Source organism: Streptomyces sp. NPDC013157 (genome assembly GCF_042899865.1).
Classification (GTDB): Bacteria; Actinomycetota; Actinomycetes; order Streptomycetales; family Streptomycetaceae; genus Streptomyces.
This window is the reverse complement of sequence record NZ_JBIBAK010000011.1, coordinates 336,420-352,424: the sequence shown is the minus strand read 5'-3', so window position 1 is coordinate 352,424 and position 16,005 is coordinate 336,420. Positions and strand designations below refer to the sequence as shown.

The window sequence follows — 16,005 nt, the reverse complement described above, 5'->3', positions numbered from 1 at the left end:
TTGCCCTTGCCGTTGAGCGTGGCCAGGACGAGGTCGGGGTTGTGCACCTCGACACCGGCCGGCGGCGCGATGTCGGCGGCCGTGACCAGACCCGGACCCTGCTTGCGCAGGTACATCACGACCGGCTCGTCGTGCTCCGAGGAGACGACCAGCTGCTTGATGTTGAGGATCAGGTCGGTGACGTCCTCCTTGACGCCCGGCACGGTGGTGAACTCGTGCAGCACACCGTCGATCCGGACCGACGTGACAGCCGCGCCGGGGATCGAGGACAGGAGGGTACGGCGCAGGGAGTTGCCGAGGGTGTAGCCGAAGCCCGGCTCCAGCGGCTCGATCACGAACCGGGAGCGGAACTCGTCGACGACCTCTTCGGTCAACGAGGGACGCTGAGCGATCAGCATGTGTGGATCAGATCCTTCTTTCGTGGACGCCCGCTATTTGACGCCCGACGGAACCGCACCCGTAAGAGCGCGGGTACTGCAAGGGTACGGGCGGCACGACCCTTACGGAGCCGTACCGCCCGAGCAGCCCTGCGAAGCGACGTCAGACGCGACGGCGCTTCGGCGGACGGCAGCCGTTGTGCGGGGTCGGGGTGACGTCCTGGATGGAGCCGACCTCGAGGCCCGTGGCCTGCAGGGAGCGGATCGCGGTCTCACGACCGGAACCCGGGCCCTTCACGAACACGTCGACCTTGCGCATGCCGTGCTCCTGGGCGCGGCGGGCAGCCGACTCGGCGGCCATCTGCGCGGCAAACGGCGTGGACTTCCGGGAGCCCTTGAAGCCGACGTGGCCGGCGGAGGCCCAGGAGATCACGTTGCCGGACGGGTCCGTGATGGAGACGATCGTGTTGTTGAACGTGCTCTTGATGTGCGCGTGGCCGTGAGCGACGTTCTTCTTTTCCTTGCGGCGCACCTTCTTGGCAGCGCCCTGACGACCCTTGGGGGGCATCTAGTAACTCCTACGGGGAGGTGGTCGGTCCTACAGCGAAGACCGCTGATGAAGCGTTGTCCGCTGCGGACTACTTCTTGCCCGGCTTCTTCTTGCCGGCGATGGCGCGACGCGGGCCCTTGCGGGTGCGGGCGTTGGTGCTGGTGCGCTGACCGCGGACGGGCAGACCGCGACGGTGACGCAGACCCTGGTAGCAACCGATCTCGACCTTGCGGCGGATGTCGGCCTGGATCTCGCGACGGAGGTCACCCTCGGTCTTGATGTTGTTGTCGACGTACTCGCGGATGGCGACCAGCTGCTCTTCGGTCAGGTCGCGAACGCGGGTGTTCGGGTCGATGCCGGTCTCGGCCAGCGTCTGCTGCGAGAGTGTCCGGCCGATGCCGAACACGTAGGTGAGCGCGACCTCCACGCGCTTTTCGCGCGGGATGTCAACACCGGAAACGCGTGCCATTCAATGGCTCCTGGTGATCTTCGGAGGTCTTCCGCAGAACCGGTTCCCAGCCGCCGTGTCAGGTACGAACTGGGTCCCCGGCCTCCGAACCGGGGGTGTCAGGCGCCGTGGCACCTGGGTTCTGCGTATGAACATGTTCAGCTTGCGTCGCGCGAATCTCTGCGATGGATGCAGAGGGATCGGTCGTGCGTCAGCCCTGGCGCTGCTTGTGGCGCGGGTTCTCGCAGATGACCATGACCCGACCGTGACGGCGGATCACCCTGCACTTGTCGCAGATCTTCTTGACGCTCGGCTTGACCTTCATGGGATTGAGGTTCTCCGGGTCAGTTGCCGGCGGCCCCGCTCACGCGGGACGTGGGCAAGATCTACTTGTATCGGTAGACGATCCGGCCACGCGTCAGGTCGTACGGAGACAGCTCCACCACGACCCGGTCGTCAGGGAGGATGCGGATGTAGTGCATACGCATCTTGCCGCTGATGTGTGCCAGGACCTGGTGGCCGTTCTGGAGCTCGACCTTGAACATGGCGTTCGGAAGAGACTCGACGACAGTGCCCTCGATCTCGATGGCACCTTGCTTCTTGGCCACGCTTCGCCCTTCGAATCGACTACCTTGATCGACTCACGAGAGGCATGCGGACATGCGGGTGCACGAGAGCCGACGAGTCAGTCTACGTCAGCGCCCAGAAAAAGACGAACTCACTGTGCTCCGCACCTGCCCATGACAATGCCCCGCCCGTCGGCACGTTATGCGCGACGGACGGGGCGGGGCGAGCGGTCGTTCCCCCGACCGCTCGTTACTGCCTACTTCTCGCTGCTTGCTTCTCGCCACTTGCTTCTCGCCGCTTGCTTCTCGCCGCCTACTTCTCGACGGTCTCGCAGGCGGTGCCGTCATCGTGCGTGCCGTCCAGGAGAGCCTGGACGCAGATGTCGGTACCGTCCTTCCAGTTCGCGTTGATCGCGACCCGGTAGTAGGTGAAGTGGTTGCCGTTGTTGTAGTACGTCGGCGGCGGCGAGTACTTCACGTACCGTTCCTGGGGACCGAGCAGGAGTGAGCCCGCTCGGCCGCACGCCCCGAACGGTCTTGGGCGCACTGGTCCCCGGCGTACTCGACCCCGAGCCAGCGACGCGGATCCTGTCCGTGGTCCGATCCCGGGAGGCCGGTTCCCTCATGACCTGGCCATGTGGATACGGCCAGAGGCGACGGGGAGGCCCTGAACCATCACTCCGGTGGAGCAGGGGCCCCGCACGCTGGCGCCTTACCCGGCGTCCCAGATCACACCATCACCGTAGCCCGAACGGCCCAGCACGCCGCAGGCCCAGACGCCGACCACCACACGATCGAGCTAATCGGAGGGGGCCTGGTGCTTGGTGATCTCTTTGCGATCTTCAGCTGGCGGTCAGCCCAGCGGGTCGGGCGCCGCCGTGACCCCGTGCTCCGCCAGCTTCGCCCGGCCCCCGTCGGGAGCCGTCAGCACCAACGGGCCCTCCTCCGTGAGGGCGACGGAGTGCTCCCAGTGCGAGGACCAGGTGCCGTCCGTTGTGATGACCGTCCAGTCGTCCTCCAGGACCTCGGTCCTGGGCGTGCCGAGGGAGACCATGGGCTCGATCGCGAGGCAGAAGCCGGTGACCAGCTTGGGCCCCTTGCCGCGGCGGCGGTCGACGTAGTTCAGCAGGTGCGGGTCCATGTGCATCTCGGTGCCGATGCCGTGGCCGCCGTAGTCCTCGATGATGCCGTAGCGGCCACCGCCGGGCTTGGGCTGCCGGCGGATGTAGGACTCGATGGCCCGGGAGACGTCGACCAGGCGGTTACCCTGCCTGACGGCCGCGATGCCGGCCCACATCGACTCCTCGGTCACCCGGGAGAGCTCGATCAGCTCCGGGGCGTGACCCGAGCCCACGAAGGCGGTGTAGGCGGCGTCACCGTGCCAGCCGTCGACGATCGCGCCCGCGTCGACGGAGATGATGTCGCCGTCCTTCAGGACGACGTCGCCGGAGGGGATGCCGTGGACCACGACCTCGTTGACCGAGGTGCAGATCGTCGCGGGGAAGCCGCCGTACCCGAGGAAGTTCGGCTTCGCGCCGTGCTCGGCGAGCACCTTGCGGGCGACCTCGTCCAGGTCCCTGGTGGTGGCGCCGGGAACCGCGGCCTCGCGGGTCGCCGCGTGGATCGCGGCCACGACCAGGCCCGCCGCCCGCATCCTGGCGATCTGCTCGGGGGTCTTGATCTGCACCATGGGCGGCCTGCGCTCTCCGTCACTCACGTGGACTGGGTTACCTGTACAACACTACGGCCGCGGCGCCCCGGGCCCGGACGAGGTCCGGGGAAGGGCACCGCGGCCGGAAGAACCGCGATCTAGTTGTTCTCGGCCTTCTCGCGCTTCAGCGCCTCCAGCGCCCGCTGCGTGATCTCGTCCACCGGGCCCAGGGAGGAGATCGTCACGACCAGCCCCTGCGCCTTGTAGTAGTCGATGATCGGCTCGGTCTGCGTGTGGTAGACCTCCAGCCGCGTGCGGACGGTGTCCTCGGAGTCGTCGTCACGCTGGTACAGCTCACCGCCGCAGATGTCGCACACGCCCTCCTGCTTCGGCGGGCTGTACGTCACGTGGAAGACGTGCGACGAGTCGTTGCGGCAGACGCGCCGGCCGGCGATCCGCTTGACGACCTCCGCCTCCGGGACCTCCAGGTCCAGGACGGCGTCCAGCTCGATGCCCTCGTCGCTCAGCAGCCGGTCCAGCGCCTCGGCCTGCGAGACGTTGCGCGGGAACCCGTCCAGCAGGAAGCCGTTCGCCGCGTCCGGCTGCTCCATGCGGTCCTTGGCCATGGCGATGGTGACCTCGTCGGGTACGAGGTCACCGGCGTCCATGTAGGACTTGGCAAGCTTGCCGAGCTCGGTCTGCTTACTGATGTTGGCGCGGAACAGGTCGCCCGTGGAGATGTGCGGAATGCCCAGCATCTCGGCGAGGCGGACGGCCTGCGTTCCCTTACCGGCACCCGGCGGCCCGACGAGGACGATACGCATCAGCGGAGGAACCCTTCGTAATTGCGCTGCTGGAGCTGGCTCTCGATCTGCTTCACCGTCTCGAGACCGACACCCACGATGATGAGGATGCTGGTCCCGCCGAACGGGAAGTTCTGGCTCGCCCCGAAGCCGACCAACGCCACTGTCGGTACGAGAGCGATCAGCCCCAAATACAGCGAACCCGGCCAGGTGATCCGGTTGAGCACGTACGAAAGGTACTCAGCGGTCGGTCGGCCAGCCCGGATGCCCGGGATGAAGCCACCATACTTCTTCATGTTGTCGGCGACTTCCTCGGGGTTGAAGGAGATCGCCACGTAGAAGAACGCGAAGAAAACAATGAGCAGGAAGTACAGGGTGATGTACGTGGGGCTGTCACCCTGCTTGGTCAGGTTCTGCTCGATCCAGCTCTTCCAGCCCGAGTTGCCGCCCGCGAACTGCGCCACGAGGGCCGGGATGTACAGCAGCGACGAGGCGAAGATGACGGGAATCACACCCGCCTGGTTCACCTTGAGCGGGATGTACGTGGACGTACCACCGTAGGAACGACGGCCGATCATGCGCTTCGCGTACTGCACCGGGATGCGGCGCTGCGCCTGCTCGACGAAGACGACGAGCCCGACCATGACCAGGCCGATCGCGATGACCGAGCCGAACTCGATCCAGCCGTCGGCCAGGGTGCCCTGCTTCTTGATGGCCCACAGCGCGGACGGGAAGGTCGCGGCGATCGAGATGAACATCAGGATCGACATGCCGTTGCCGATGCCGCGGTCGGTGATCAGCTCGCCGAGCCACATCACGACGGCCGTACCGGCGGTCATGCAGACGACCATCGTGATCGTCGTGAAGATCGACTGGTCCGGGACGATGCTCGACGCGACCGAGCAGCCGTTGAAGAGCGCGCCGCTGCGCGCGGTGGCGACCAGACCGGTGCCCTGGAGGATGGCGAGGGCCACCGTCAGGTACCGGGTGTACTGCGTGATCTTCGTCGTACCGGCCTGGCCCTCCTTCTTCAGGGCCTCCAGGCGCGGGATGACCACGGTCAGCAGCTGAAGGATGATGCTGGCCGTGATGTACGGCATGATGCCCAGCGCGAAGATCGTGATCTGCAGCAGCGCGCCGCCGCTGAACATGTTGATCATGCCGAAGAGACCCTGGTTGCCCGAGGCCTCCTTCACGCACTGCTGCACAGACGTGTAGTTCACACCCGGGATCGGGATGTGCGTACCGACCCGGTAGACCACGATGATGCCCAGCGTGAAGAGCAGCTTCTTGCGCAGGTCGGGCGTCCTGAACGCCCGGGCGAACGCGGTGAGCACGGTGCCTCCTGCGACCCCCGCGCAAGTGCGTCAAGGGTGACGGTCTTGAGGTTCGACGAATGGGAAAAAGAACAGTGCTGGCCACCTTACCGGCCGTACTGCCCCCCGAGGAACGACCAACCGGGGATACCTCATTGTGAGGTATCCCCGGTCGGGAAATGCTTACGTCATCGAGACGTCCGAAACGCTCAGACGAGCTCGGTGACGGTGCCGCCGGCGGCGGTGATCTTCTCCTTGGCGGAGCCGGAGACGGCGTCGACCGTCACCTGCAGCGCCACGGAGACCTCACCCTGGCCGAGGACCTTGACGAGGCTGTTCTTGCGAACGGCACCCTTGGCGACGAGACCCTCGACGGTGACCTCGCCACCCTCCGGGTACAGCGCGGCCAGCTTGTCGAGGTTCACGACCTGGTACTCGGTCTTGAACGGGTTCTTGAAGCCCTTCAGCTTCGGGAGGCGCATGTGGAGCGGCATCTGGCCACCCTCGAAGCGCTCCGGAACCTGGTAACGGGCCTTCGTACCCTTGGTACCACGACCAGCCGTCTTACCCTTCGACGCCTCACCACGACCGACACGGGTCTTCGCGGTCTTGGCGCCCGGGGCCGGACGGAGGTTGTGGATCTTGAGCGGGTTCTGCTCCGCCATGATCAGTCGACCTCCTCGACCGTCACGAGGTGGCGGACGGTGTGCACCATGCCGCGGAACTCGGGGCGGTCCTCCTTGACGACCTGCGTGTTGATGCCCTTGAGACCAAGGGAGCGCAGGGTGTCACGGTGGTTCTGCTTGCTGCCGATGTAGGACTTGACCTGCGTGATCTTCAGCTGAGCCATCACGCACCCGCCCCGGCACGCGCACGGAGCAGAGCCGCGGGGGCGACGTCCTCGAGGGGCAGACCGCGGCGGGCCGCGATCTCCTCGGGACGCTGCAGGCCCTTCAGGGCCTCCACGGTCGCGTGCACGATGTTGATCGCGTTGTCGGAGCCGAGCGACTTCGACAGCACGTCGTGGATACCGGCGCACTCCAGGACGGCACGCACGGGACCACCGGCGATAACACCGGTACCCGGCGAGGCCGGCTTGAGGAGAACGACGCCGGCAGCCTTCTCACCCTGGATCGGGTGCGGGATGGTGCCCTGGATACGCGGGACCTTGAAGAAGTGCTTCTTGGCCTCCTCAACGCCCTTGGCGATGGCGGCCGGCACCTCCTTGGCCTTGCCGTAACCGACACCCACGGTGCCGTCACCGTCGCCCACCACGACCAGCGCGGTGAAGCTGAAGCGACGACCACCCTTCACAACCTTGGCGACGCGGTTGATCGCGACGACGCGCTCAACGTACGCGGTCTTCTCGGCGGCAGCAGCGCCGCCGTCACGGCCCTTCCGGTCCCGCCGCTCGCCGCCACCGGCACCGCTGCCGCGGCGCTGGGGTCCAGCCATTGGATTACCTCTCTCTTTCCGCTAGCTACAAGCGGCTCAGAACTTGAGCCCGGCCTCGCGGGCGGCGTCCGCCAGGGCGGCGATGCGCCCGGCGTACTGGTTGCCACCACGGTCGAACACCACGGCCTCGACACCGGCGGCCTTGGCACGCTCGGCGACCAGGGCGCCGACCTGCTTGGCCTGCGCGGACTTGTCGCCCTCGCCACCACGGACCGACGCGTCCAGCGTGGACGCGGAGGCCAGGGTGTGGCCCTTCAGGTCGTCGATCACCTGCGCCACGATGTGGCGGTTGGAGCGGGTCACGACCAGACGGGGACGCTCCGCCGTACCGGCGATCCGCTTGCGGATCCGGATGTGACGGCGCTTGATCGCGGCGCGCTTGTAGGCGTCGCCCTTGAGGATCTTCTGCCCGTATGCCATGGCTTACTTACCCGCCTTTCCGACCTTGCGGCGGATGACTTCGCCCTCGTACTTGACGCCCTTGGCCTTGTACGGGTCGGGCTTGCGCAGCTTGCGGATGTTGGCCGCGACCTCGCCGACCTTCTGCTTGTCGATGCCCTCGACCGAGAAACGGGTCGGAGCCTCGACCTTGAAGGTGATGCCCTCGGGGGCCTCGACCAGGATCGGGTGGCTGTAACCGAGCGCGAACTCGAGGTTCGAGCCCTTGGCGGTCACGCGGTAACCGACACCGCTGATTTCGAGCTTCTTCACGTAACCCTGGGTCACGCCGGTGATCATGTTCGCCACCAGCGTGCGGGACAGGCCGTGCAGGGCCTTGCTCTGACGCTCGTCGTTGGGGCGGGTCACCGCGAGAGTGCCGTCCTCGCCCTTGGCGATGTCGATCGGAGCCACGATGGTGTGGGTCAGCTCGCCCTTGGGGCCCTTGACCTTCACCGTGCGGCCGTCGATGGTGACGTCCACGCCGGCGGGAACCGCGATGGGGAGCTTGCCGATGCGCGACATAGCTGTTTCCTCCGTTCCCTTCTGCTACCAGACGTAGGCGAGGACTTCTCCGCCTACGCCCTTCTTGCCGGCCTGCTTGTCGGTGAGGAGCCCGTGCGACGTGGAGATGATCGCCACGCCCAGGCCGCCGAGCACCTTCGGCAGGTTGGTGGACTTCGCGTACACCCGGAGACCGGGCTTGGAGATCCGCTTGATGCCCGCGATGGAGCGCTCACGGTTGGGACCGAACTTCAGGTCCAGGACGAGGTTCTTGCCGACCTCGGCGTCCTCGACCTTCCAGCCCGTGATGAAGCCCTCCTGCTGGAGGATCTCCGCGATGTGAGACTTGATCTTGGACGCCGGCATCGTCACGGAGTCGTGGTATGCCGAGTTCGCGTTCCGCAGACGCGTAAGCATGTCTGCGATCGGATCAGTCATGGTCATGAATTGGCCTTCGGCCTCTCTCGCCGGGGTTTCCTGGTGCGCCATCCCTCTCCCCGATCCGAGACGGGACGGGTGCGGCGCGGTGGACCTACGGCGTAGTAAGTCGTACGGGCGACCGTCAGGCGCCCAACCCTCCAAGCCTAAGCCATGAAGGGGCGGGCGCCTGACACGCCCATTGCTTACCGAGAGCTTCAGGAATCCCTAAAAGTCGGGATTACCAGGAGCTCTTGGTCACGCCCGGCAGCTCGCCACGGTGAGCCATCTCACGAAGGCACACGCGGCACAGGCCGAACTTGCGGTACACGGAGTGCGGACGGCCGCAGCGCTGGCAGCGCGTGTAGCCACGCACACCGAACTTGGGCTTGCGGGCGGCCTTGGCAATCAGAGCCTTCTTCGCCATCTCGCTCACGCCTCCTTGAACGGGAAGCCGAGGTGACGAAGGAGCGCGCGGCCCTCAGCGTCGTTGGTCGCCGTGGTCACCACGGTGATGTCCATACCCCGGGTACGGTCGATCTTGTCCTGGTCGATCTCGTGGAACATGACCTGCTCCGTGAGACCGAAGGTGTAGTTGCCACGGCCGTCGAACTGCTTGGGGGACAGACCACGGAAGTCGCGGATGCGCGGCAGCGCGAGCGACAGGGTGCGGTCCAGGAACTCCCACATGCGGTCGCCACGGAGCGTGACGTGGGCACCGATCGGCTGACCCTCACGCAGCTTGAACTGCGCGATGGACTTGCGGGCCTTGGTGACGGCCGGCTTCTGACCGGTGATGGTGGTCAGGTCGCGGATCGCGCCCTCGATCAGCTTCGAGTCACGGGCGGCGTCGCCGACACCCATGTTGACCACGATCTTGACGAGGCCGGGGATCTGCATGACGTTCTCGTACTTGAACTCGTCACGCAGCTTGCCCGCGATCTCCTCGCGGTACTTCAGCTTCAGACGCGGAGCAGTGGTGGTAGCCATCAGATGTCCTCACCCGTCCGCTTGGCAACGCGGATCTTGTTGCCTTCGTCGTCGAAGCGGTAACCGACACGCGTGACGACCTTGTTGCCGTCCTTCTCAACGACCAGCTGGACGTTGGAGACGTGGATCGGCGCCTCGGTCGTGACGATGCCGCCGGCCTGCGAACCGCGAGCGGTCGGACCGGCCTTGGTGTGCTTCTTGACCCGGTTGACACCCTCGACCAGGACACGCTCGTCGCGCGGGTAAGCGGCAATGACCTTGCCCTGCTTGCCCTTGTCCTTACCGGTGATGACCTGGACCAGGTCGCCCTTCTTGATCTTCATGCTTACAGCACCTCCGGCGCGAGCGAGATGATCTTCATGAACTTCTTCTCGCGCAGCTCACGGCCGACCGGGCCGAAGATGCGGGTGCCGCGAGGGTCGCCGTCGTTCTTCAGAATGACGGCGGCGTTCTCGTCGAAGCGGATGTACGAGCCGTCCGGACGGCGGCGCTCCTTGACGGTGCGAACGATGACCGCCTTGACGACGTCACCCTTCTTCACGTTGCCACCGGGGATCGCGTCCTTGACGGTGGCGACGATGACGTCACCGATGCCCGCGTAGCGGCGACCGGAGCCACCGAGCACACGGATGCAAAGGATCTCCTTCGCACCAGTGTTGTCGGCGACGCGCAGTCGCGACTCCTGCTGGATCACGTCTATCTCCTGTTTGTCTGCCGGTTCCCGGCAGGGGCCTCAGTGACGAGGGCCCCTGCCGAGCCTGGCGGAACTGTCCTGCGAGGGATGCCCCGCAGGAGACTTACTTGGCCTTCTCGAGGATCTCGACGACGCGCCAGCGCTTCGTCGCGGACAGCGGCCGGGTCTCCATGAGGAGGACACGGTCGCCGACGCCCGCGGCGTTCTGCTCGTCGTGCGCCTTGAGCTTGTTCGTACGGCGGATGACCTTGCCGTACAGGGCGTGCTTGACGCGGTCCTCGACGGCGACGACGACGGTCTTGTCCATCTTGTCGCTGACGACGAGACCCTCACGGGTCTTGCGGAAGCTGTCGCGCGCCTCGGTCTTCTCAGTCACATTGCTCTCGCTCATCAGGCGTTCTCCACCGTTTCGATGCCCAGCTCACGCTCGCGCATCAGGGTGTAGATCCGCGCGATGTCCTTGCGGACCGCCTTCAGACGGCCGTGGTTCTCGAGCTGACCCGTGGCCGCCTGGAAGCGGAGGTTGAACAGCTCTTCCTTGGCCTCGCGGAGCTTGCCCAGAAGCTCCTCGTTGCCCAGCTCGCGCAGCTCGGACGCCTTGGTACCGGCCGACATCACGCTTCACCTGCCTCGCGCTTGACGATCCGGCACTTCATCGGCAGCTTGTGGGCTGCGCGAGTCAGGGCCTCACGGGCGATCTTCTCGTTGGGGTAGGACAGCTCGAACATGACCCGGCCCGGGTGCACGTTCGCGATCCACCACTCCGGAGAACCCTTACCGGAACCCATGCGGGTCTCGGCGGGCTTCTTCGTGAGCGGGCGGTCCGGGTAGATGTTGATCCAGACCTTGCCGCCACGCTTGATGTGGCGGGTCATCGCGATACGGGCCGCCTCGATCTGGCGGTTGGTCACGTACGCCGGCGTGAGGGCCTGAATGCCGTACTCGCCGAACGCGACCGTCGTACCGCCCTTGGCCTCACCGCGACGCTTCGGGTGGTGCTGCTTGCGGTGCTTGACCCTACGGGGGATCAGCATGTCGGTCAGGCCTCCGTTCCGGTGCTCTCAGCAGCCGGAGCGGCGGCGGCCTCGGCCTGGGGGGCCTCGGCAGCGGGAGCCTGCTGCGGCTTGCGACCGCGCCGCTCGCCACCACGGCCACCACGGGCCGGGCGGTCACCAGCGCCACCACCACGGGCCGGGCGGTTGCCGGCGCGGGCAGCGGCGTTCTCGGCGCGGACCTCGGCGATGTTCTTGACGTCGCCCTTGTAGATCCAGACCTTCACACCGATACGGCCGAAGGTCGTCTTGGCCTCGAAGAAGCCGTAGTCCACGTTCGCGCGGAGCGTGTGCAGGGGCACGCGGCCCTCGCGGTAGAACTCCGAGCGGGACATCTCGGCGCCGCCGAGGCGGCCGCCGCACTGGATCTTGATGCCCTTGGCGCCGGCCTTCATCGCCGACTGCATGCTCTTGCGCATGGCACGGCGGAAGGAGACGCGGGAGGAGAGCTGCTCGGCAACGGCCTGGGCAACCAGCTGAGCGTCCGTCTCGGGGTTCTTGACCTCGAGGATGTTCAGCTGGACCTGCTTGCCCGTGAGCTTCTCGAGGTCGCCGCGGATGCGGTCGGCCTCGGCGCCACGGCGGCCGATGACGATGCCCGGACGCGCGGTGTGGATGTCCACACGGACGCGGTCACGGGTGCGCTCGATCTCGACCTTGGAGATGCCGGCGCGCTCCATGCCGGACGTCATCATCCGACGGATGGCGACGTCTTCCTTGACGTAGTCCTTGTACAGCTTGTCGGCGTACCACCGGGACTTGAAGTCCGTGGTGACACCGAGCCGGAACCCATGCGGGTTAACCTTCTGGCCCATTACCGGGTTCCTTCCTTGCTGCTGACGACCACGGTGATGTGGCTGGTCCGCTTGCGGATCCGGTAGGCACGGCCCTGGGCGCGCGGCCGGAACCGCTTCAGGGTCGGGCCCTCGTCGACGTAGGCCTCGGAGATGAAGAGGCTGTCGGCGTCGGTGTGGTCGTAGTTGTGCGCGGCGTTGGCGATGGCGCTGTCGAGCACCTTGCCGACCGGCACGGAGGCTGCCTGCGGAGCGAATCGCAGAACAGCCTGAGCCTCCGTGGCATCCATGCCACGGATAAGGTCCACCACGCGGCGGGCCTTCATGGGCGTAACGCGGATGTACCGCGCCTGGGCCCTGGCTTCCATGGTTGTCCCTCTCAGTTACTTACGTGTCTGAATGCGATCCGCTACTAGCGGCGCTTCGACTTCCGGTCTTCCTTGACGTGACCCCGGAAGGTGCGCGTCGGCGAGAACTCGCCGAGCTTGTGGCCGACCATCGACTCGGTGACGAACACCGGGATGTGGGTCTTGCCGTTGTGCACCGCAAGCGTGTGGCCGAGCATGGCCGGCACGATCATGGAGCGACGGGACCAGGTCTTGATGACGTTCTTGGTGCCGGCTTCGTTCTGGGCGTCCACCTTCTTGATCAGGTGGTCGTCGACGAAGGGCCCCTTCTTGAGACTGCGCGGCATCTAAACCCGCTCCTAGCGCTTCTTGTTCGTCTTGCGGCGGCGGACGATGTACTTGTTCGACGCCTTCTTGGGCGAACGAGTACGGCCTTCCTTCTTGCCCCACGGGGACACGGGGTGACGGCCACCGGAGGTCCGGCCCTCACCACCACCGTGCGGGTGGTCGACCGGGTTCATGACGACACCACGGACGGTCGGGCGGACGCCCAGCCACCGCTTGCGGCCGGCCTTGCCCCAGTTGATGTTCGACTGCTCGGCGTTGCCGACCTCACCGACGGTGGCGCGGCAGCGCGCGTCCACCATGCGGATCTCGCCGGACGGCATACGGAGGGTCGCCATGGCGCCCTCACGGGCGAGCAGCTGCACCGAGGCACCCGCGGAACGGGCGAACTTGGCGCCACCACCGGGACGGAGCTCGATCGCGTGGACCGTGGTACCGACCGGGATGTTGCGGAGGGCCAGGTTGTTGCCCGGCTTGATGTCGGCCCCGGGACCGTTCTCCACGGTGTCGCCCTGCTGCAGGTTGCGCGGGGCGAGGATGTAGCGCTTCTCGCCGTCCGCGTAGTGCAGCAGCGCGATGCGCGCGGTGCGGTTGGGGTCGTACTCGATGTGCGCGACCTTCGCCGGCACGCCGTCCTTGTCGTGACGACGGAAGTCGATCACTCGGTAGGCGCGCTTGTGTCCGCCACCCTGGTGGCGAACGGTCACACGACCGGCGTTGTTACGGCCGCCCTTGCTGTGCAGGGGGCGGACCAGCGACTTCTCCGGCGTGGACCGCGTGACCTCGACGAAGTCGGCGACGCTGGCGCCACGACGGCCCGGCGTAGTCGGCTTGTACTTGCGGATTCCCATTTCTCAGTCCTCGTCCGATATCGGACGATCCGACCCGCTTACGCGGTCGGACCGCCGAAGATGTCGATACGGTCGCCCTCAGCGAGGGTCACGATCGCGCGCTTGGAGCCCGCGCGCTGACCGAAACCGGTCTTGGTGCGCTTGCGCTTGCCCTGGCGGTTGAGGGTGTTGACCCCGGTGACCTTGACCGAGAAGACCGCCTGGACGGCCTGCTTGATCTGGGTCTTGTTGGCGCCCGGGGCGACGACGAACGTGTACTTGTTCTCGTCCAGGAGCGCGTAGCTCTTCTCCGAGACGACCGGCTTCAGCAGCACGTCACGGGGGTCCGTGTACGACTTGCTGAGCGGCGTCTCGACGGTGTTCTTGCCCTCGGCCTCGTGGCGGCGCGCCTTGGCGACGCGCGCGGCCTTGGCCGCCTTGGCGGCCTTCGAGGCGATGCTCGGGTGACGGATAGCCATCAGACCTCGGTCCCTTCGGTGTCGTTGGCCTTCGGGCCGGCGACGAAGGACTCGAGAGCGGCCTGGGTGAAGACCACGTCGTCCGAGACGATCACGTCGTACGTGTTCAGCTGGCCCGGCTCCAGGATGTGGACCTGGGGCAGGTTGCGGGCGGAGAGCCACGCGGCCTCGTCGGCGCGGTCGACGACCAGGAGCAGGTTCTTGCGCTCCGAGATCTTGCCGAACAGCGACTTGGCGGCCTTGGTGCTGGGGGTCTCGCCCTCGACCACGCCGGTGACGACGTGGATGCGGTTGTGACGCGCCCGGTCGGTGAGGGCGTGACGCAGAGCGGCAGCCTTCATCTTCTTGGGGGTGCGCTGCGAGTAGTCACGCGGCTGCGGGCCGTGGACGACGCCACCGCCGGCGAACTGCGGCGCGCGGGTCGAGCCCTGACGGGCGCGGCCGGTGCCCTTCTGGCGGTAAGGCTTCTTGCCACCACCACGGACCTCGCCACGGGTCTTCGTCTTGTGCGTGCCCTGGCGGGCGGCCGCGTTCTGCGCGACGACGACCTGGTGGATCAGCGGGATGCTGACCTTCTCCACGCCGAAGATCTCCGCGGGGAGCTCGACGCTACCGGTCTTCTCGCCGGCAGGCGAAAGGATGTCAACAGTGCTCATCGGTTACCTCAGGCCCCCTTGGCCGCGGTGCGGACCAGGACGAGGCCGCCGTTCGGACCGGGAACCGCGCCCTTGATGAGCAGCAGACCCTTCTCCGCGTCAACGGCGTGGACGGTCAGGTTCTGGGTGGTGACACGCTCGTTGCCCATGCGACCCGCCATGCGGAGGCCCTTGAACACGCGGCCCGGGGTGGCGCAGCCACCGATGGAACCGGGCGAGCGGTGCTTGCGCTGGGTGCCGTGACCGGCGCCGAGGCCCTTGAAGTTGTGACGCTTCATGACACCGGCGAAGCCCTTGCCCTTGCTCTTGCCGGTGACGTCGACCTTCACGCCGGCCTCGAAGACCTCGGCGGTGACTTCCTGACCGAGCGTGTACTCGGCGGCGTCGGCCGTCCGGATCTCGACGAGGTGGCGACGGGGGGTGACGTCGGCCTTCGCGAAGTGGCCCTTGAGGGGCTTGTTCACCTTGCGCGGGTCGATCTCGCCGAAGGCGATCTGGACCGACTCGTAGCCGTCGACGTCGTTGGTACGGACCTGGGTGACGACGTTGGGGCCGGCCTTGACGACGGTGACCGGAACAACACGGTTGTTCTCGTCCCACACCTGCGTCATGCCGAGCTTCTCGCCCAGGATGCCCTTGATCTGCTTAGCCATTCTCAGATCACCGGCCTCAGAGCTTGATCTCGATGTCGACACCGGCCGGGAGGTCGAGTCGCATCAGAGAGTCAACGGTCTTGGGGGTCGGGTCGAGGATGTCGATCAGGCGCTTGTGGGTGCGCATCTCGAAGTGCTCGCGCGAGTCCTTGTACTTGTGCGGCGACTTGATGACGCAGTACACGTTCTTCTCAGTGGGCAGCGGCACCGGGCCCGCGACCGACGCACCAGTGCGGGTCACCGTCTCGACGATCTTCTTCGCCGAGGAGTCGATGACCTCGTGGTCGTAGGCCTTGAGCCGGATGCGGATCTTCTGTCCCGCCATGGCTACTCAGTAGTCCTGTCTCTGCACGCTCTGGAACCCGGCGGTTCCGCCATCCTTCTCCGACCCACGCGGTCGGGCGTGTCGCGCTCCCGCTGACACAGATGCCCCTTGTTCGAACATCCCTGCGGGGAATGCACACGGCCCTTCCGGAACCGCAAGCCGGGGGCGAAAGGCCCACCGGGTGCCTGGCCGGTGCCGCACCGCACTTCCCGGAAGATTCCCGTACGTCCGCCCCAGTGCTGCCGTGGTGGCAGTTAGGACGACGAGTACTGTGGGACTCGCTTCCGGTCCTCCCGGCGGGAGGCGCGCAGCATC

29 protein-coding genes and 1 pseudogene are annotated in these 16,005 nt (G+C 66.5%); all 30 read right to left on the bottom strand.

Translation table 11 applies throughout. The annotated features are described in order from the left end of the window. Positions 1-398 (bottom strand): annotated as a pseudogene (locus ACFY6U_RS31040) (DNA-directed RNA polymerase subunit alpha); the annotation flags it as partial. Positions 399-540: 142 nt separating this feature from the next. Beyond that, positions 541-945 carry a 30S ribosomal protein S11 gene (gene rpsK / locus ACFY6U_RS31035; protein ID WP_003956432.1) on the bottom strand — a complete coding sequence of 135 codons (405 nt, stop codon included), beginning with the start codon at positions 943-945 and terminating at the stop codon, positions 541-543. A 70-nt stretch (positions 946-1,015) separates the two neighbouring features. Further along, the gene (gene rpsM, locus ACFY6U_RS31030; RefSeq protein WP_031167100.1) at positions 1,016-1,396 is read right to left on the bottom strand and encodes a 30S ribosomal protein S13; all 381 of its coding nucleotides are present in this window, start codon (positions 1,394-1,396) and stop codon (positions 1,016-1,018) included. A 190-nt stretch (positions 1,397-1,586) separates the two neighbouring features. Next, entirely contained in the window at positions 1,587-1,700 is a 114-nt protein-coding gene (gene rpmJ / locus ACFY6U_RS31025; protein ID WP_003998809.1) for a 50S ribosomal protein L36, read from the bottom strand. A 61-nt stretch (positions 1,701-1,761) separates the two neighbouring features. Then, positions 1,762-1,983, bottom strand: coding sequence for a translation initiation factor IF-1 (gene infA / locus ACFY6U_RS31020; RefSeq protein WP_003948620.1), 222 nt, complete (start codon positions 1,981-1,983; stop codon positions 1,762-1,764). A gap of 271 nt (positions 1,984-2,254) precedes the next feature. After that, a complete protein-coding gene (locus ACFY6U_RS31015) occupies positions 2,255-2,419 on the bottom strand; it encodes a hypothetical protein (protein WP_390043447.1) in 165 nt (54 codons plus the stop codon). 375 nt (positions 2,420-2,794) lie between these two features. Continuing rightward, positions 2,795-3,631 carry a type I methionyl aminopeptidase gene (map, locus tag ACFY6U_RS31010; RefSeq protein WP_390043489.1) on the bottom strand — a complete coding sequence of 279 codons (837 nt, stop codon included), beginning with the start codon at positions 3,629-3,631 and terminating at the stop codon, positions 2,795-2,797. 119 nt (positions 3,632-3,750) lie between these two features. Then, positions 3,751-4,416 carry an adenylate kinase gene (locus ACFY6U_RS31005; RefSeq protein ID WP_390043445.1) on the bottom strand — a complete coding sequence of 222 codons (666 nt, stop codon included), beginning with the start codon at positions 4,414-4,416 and terminating at the stop codon, positions 3,751-3,753. Continuing rightward, positions 4,416-5,732 carry a preprotein translocase subunit SecY gene (secY, locus tag ACFY6U_RS31000; protein ID WP_351957586.1) on the bottom strand — a complete coding sequence of 439 codons (1,317 nt, stop codon included), beginning with the start codon at positions 5,730-5,732 and terminating at the stop codon, positions 4,416-4,418. The genes ACFY6U_RS31005 and secY overlap by 1 nt, the downstream gene beginning before the upstream one ends. A gap of 188 nt (positions 5,733-5,920) precedes the next feature. Then, positions 5,921-6,376, bottom strand: coding sequence for a 50S ribosomal protein L15 (gene rplO / locus ACFY6U_RS30995; protein WP_030745257.1), 456 nt, complete (start codon positions 6,374-6,376; stop codon positions 5,921-5,923). 2 nt (positions 6,377-6,378) lie between these two features. Beyond that, positions 6,379-6,561 carry a 50S ribosomal protein L30 gene (gene rpmD, locus ACFY6U_RS30990; RefSeq protein WP_003974250.1) on the bottom strand — a complete coding sequence of 61 codons (183 nt, stop codon included), beginning with the start codon at positions 6,559-6,561 and terminating at the stop codon, positions 6,379-6,381. After that, positions 6,561-7,166, bottom strand: coding sequence for a 30S ribosomal protein S5 (gene rpsE / locus ACFY6U_RS30985; RefSeq protein WP_019753099.1), 606 nt, complete (start codon positions 7,164-7,166; stop codon positions 6,561-6,563). Before rpsE ends, rpmD begins: the two co-directional genes overlap by 1 nt. 36 nt (positions 7,167-7,202) lie before the next feature. Further along, complete coding sequence (gene rplR, locus ACFY6U_RS30980; RefSeq protein ID WP_030860987.1) at positions 7,203-7,586, bottom strand: 50S ribosomal protein L18; 384 nt, start codon at positions 7,584-7,586, stop codon at positions 7,203-7,205. A gap of 3 nt (positions 7,587-7,589) precedes the next feature. Continuing rightward, positions 7,590-8,129 (bottom strand): 50S ribosomal protein L6, encoded by a 540-nt coding sequence (rplF, locus tag ACFY6U_RS30975; RefSeq protein WP_093499637.1) that lies wholly within the window; start codon positions 8,127-8,129, stop codon positions 7,590-7,592. Positions 8,130-8,153: 24 nt separating this feature from the next. After that, the gene (gene rpsH / locus ACFY6U_RS30970; RefSeq protein ID WP_030420829.1) at positions 8,154-8,552 is read right to left on the bottom strand and encodes a 30S ribosomal protein S8; all 399 of its coding nucleotides are present in this window, start codon (positions 8,550-8,552) and stop codon (positions 8,154-8,156) included. Between the two features lie 214 nt (positions 8,553-8,766). Continuing rightward, positions 8,767-8,952 (bottom strand): type Z 30S ribosomal protein S14, encoded by a 186-nt coding sequence (locus ACFY6U_RS30965; protein WP_003948630.1) that lies wholly within the window; start codon positions 8,950-8,952, stop codon positions 8,767-8,769. 5 nt (positions 8,953-8,957) lie between these two features. After that, positions 8,958-9,515 carry a 50S ribosomal protein L5 gene (gene rplE, locus ACFY6U_RS30960; RefSeq protein WP_093499638.1) on the bottom strand — a complete coding sequence of 186 codons (558 nt, stop codon included), beginning with the start codon at positions 9,513-9,515 and terminating at the stop codon, positions 8,958-8,960. Next, the gene (gene rplX / locus ACFY6U_RS30955; RefSeq protein ID WP_053674523.1) at positions 9,515-9,838 is read right to left on the bottom strand and encodes a 50S ribosomal protein L24; all 324 of its coding nucleotides are present in this window, start codon (positions 9,836-9,838) and stop codon (positions 9,515-9,517) included. The genes rplE and rplX overlap by 1 nt, the downstream gene beginning before the upstream one ends. 2 nt (positions 9,839-9,840) lie before the next feature. Beyond that, a complete protein-coding gene (gene rplN / locus ACFY6U_RS30950) occupies positions 9,841-10,209 on the bottom strand; it encodes a 50S ribosomal protein L14 (RefSeq protein WP_003998823.1) in 369 nt (122 codons plus the stop codon). 103 nt (positions 10,210-10,312) lie between these two features. Next, entirely contained in the window at positions 10,313-10,600 is a 288-nt protein-coding gene (gene rpsQ / locus ACFY6U_RS30945) for a 30S ribosomal protein S17 (RefSeq protein ID WP_093499639.1), read from the bottom strand. Then, on the bottom strand, positions 10,600-10,824 hold the full coding sequence (rpmC, locus tag ACFY6U_RS30940; RefSeq protein WP_018564811.1) for a 50S ribosomal protein L29: 225 nt from the start codon (positions 10,822-10,824) through the stop codon (positions 10,600-10,602). Before rpmC ends, rpsQ begins: the two co-directional genes overlap by 1 nt. Further along, the gene (rplP, locus tag ACFY6U_RS30935; protein ID WP_030788270.1) at positions 10,824-11,243 is read right to left on the bottom strand and encodes a 50S ribosomal protein L16; all 420 of its coding nucleotides are present in this window, start codon (positions 11,241-11,243) and stop codon (positions 10,824-10,826) included. Before rplP ends, rpmC begins: the two co-directional genes overlap by 1 nt. A 5-nt stretch (positions 11,244-11,248) precedes the next feature. Then, the gene (rpsC, locus tag ACFY6U_RS30930; protein ID WP_093499641.1) at positions 11,249-12,076 is read right to left on the bottom strand and encodes a 30S ribosomal protein S3; all 828 of its coding nucleotides are present in this window, start codon (positions 12,074-12,076) and stop codon (positions 11,249-11,251) included. Continuing rightward, positions 12,076-12,423: a 50S ribosomal protein L22 gene (gene rplV / locus ACFY6U_RS30925; RefSeq protein WP_003974262.1), complete on the bottom strand. Its 348-nt coding sequence runs from the start codon at positions 12,421-12,423 to the stop codon at positions 12,076-12,078. The genes rpsC and rplV overlap by 1 nt, the downstream gene beginning before the upstream one ends. A gap of 44 nt (positions 12,424-12,467) precedes the next feature. Beyond that, positions 12,468-12,749: a 30S ribosomal protein S19 gene (rpsS, locus tag ACFY6U_RS30920; RefSeq protein WP_023547380.1), complete on the bottom strand. Its 282-nt coding sequence runs from the start codon at positions 12,747-12,749 to the stop codon at positions 12,468-12,470. A 12-nt stretch (positions 12,750-12,761) separates the two neighbouring features. Then, entirely contained in the window at positions 12,762-13,598 is an 837-nt protein-coding gene (rplB, locus tag ACFY6U_RS30915; RefSeq protein WP_093499642.1) for a 50S ribosomal protein L2, read from the bottom strand. A 38-nt stretch (positions 13,599-13,636) separates the two neighbouring features. Beyond that, positions 13,637-14,056, bottom strand: a complete 420-nt coding sequence (rplW, locus tag ACFY6U_RS30910) for a 50S ribosomal protein L23 (RefSeq protein ID WP_390043439.1) — start codon at positions 14,054-14,056, stop codon at positions 13,637-13,639. Further along, positions 14,056-14,712, bottom strand: a complete 657-nt coding sequence (gene rplD, locus ACFY6U_RS30905) for a 50S ribosomal protein L4 (RefSeq protein WP_390043438.1) — start codon at positions 14,710-14,712, stop codon at positions 14,056-14,058. Before rplD ends, rplW begins: the two co-directional genes overlap by 1 nt. A gap of 8 nt (positions 14,713-14,720) precedes the next feature. After that, a complete protein-coding gene (gene rplC / locus ACFY6U_RS30900) occupies positions 14,721-15,365 on the bottom strand; it encodes a 50S ribosomal protein L3 (protein ID WP_046732368.1) in 645 nt (214 codons plus the stop codon). A gap of 16 nt (positions 15,366-15,381) precedes the next feature. Next, the gene (gene rpsJ / locus ACFY6U_RS30895; protein ID WP_003948644.1) at positions 15,382-15,690 is read right to left on the bottom strand and encodes a 30S ribosomal protein S10; all 309 of its coding nucleotides are present in this window, start codon (positions 15,688-15,690) and stop codon (positions 15,382-15,384) included. Between the last annotated feature and the right edge of the window lie 315 nt (positions 15,691-16,005).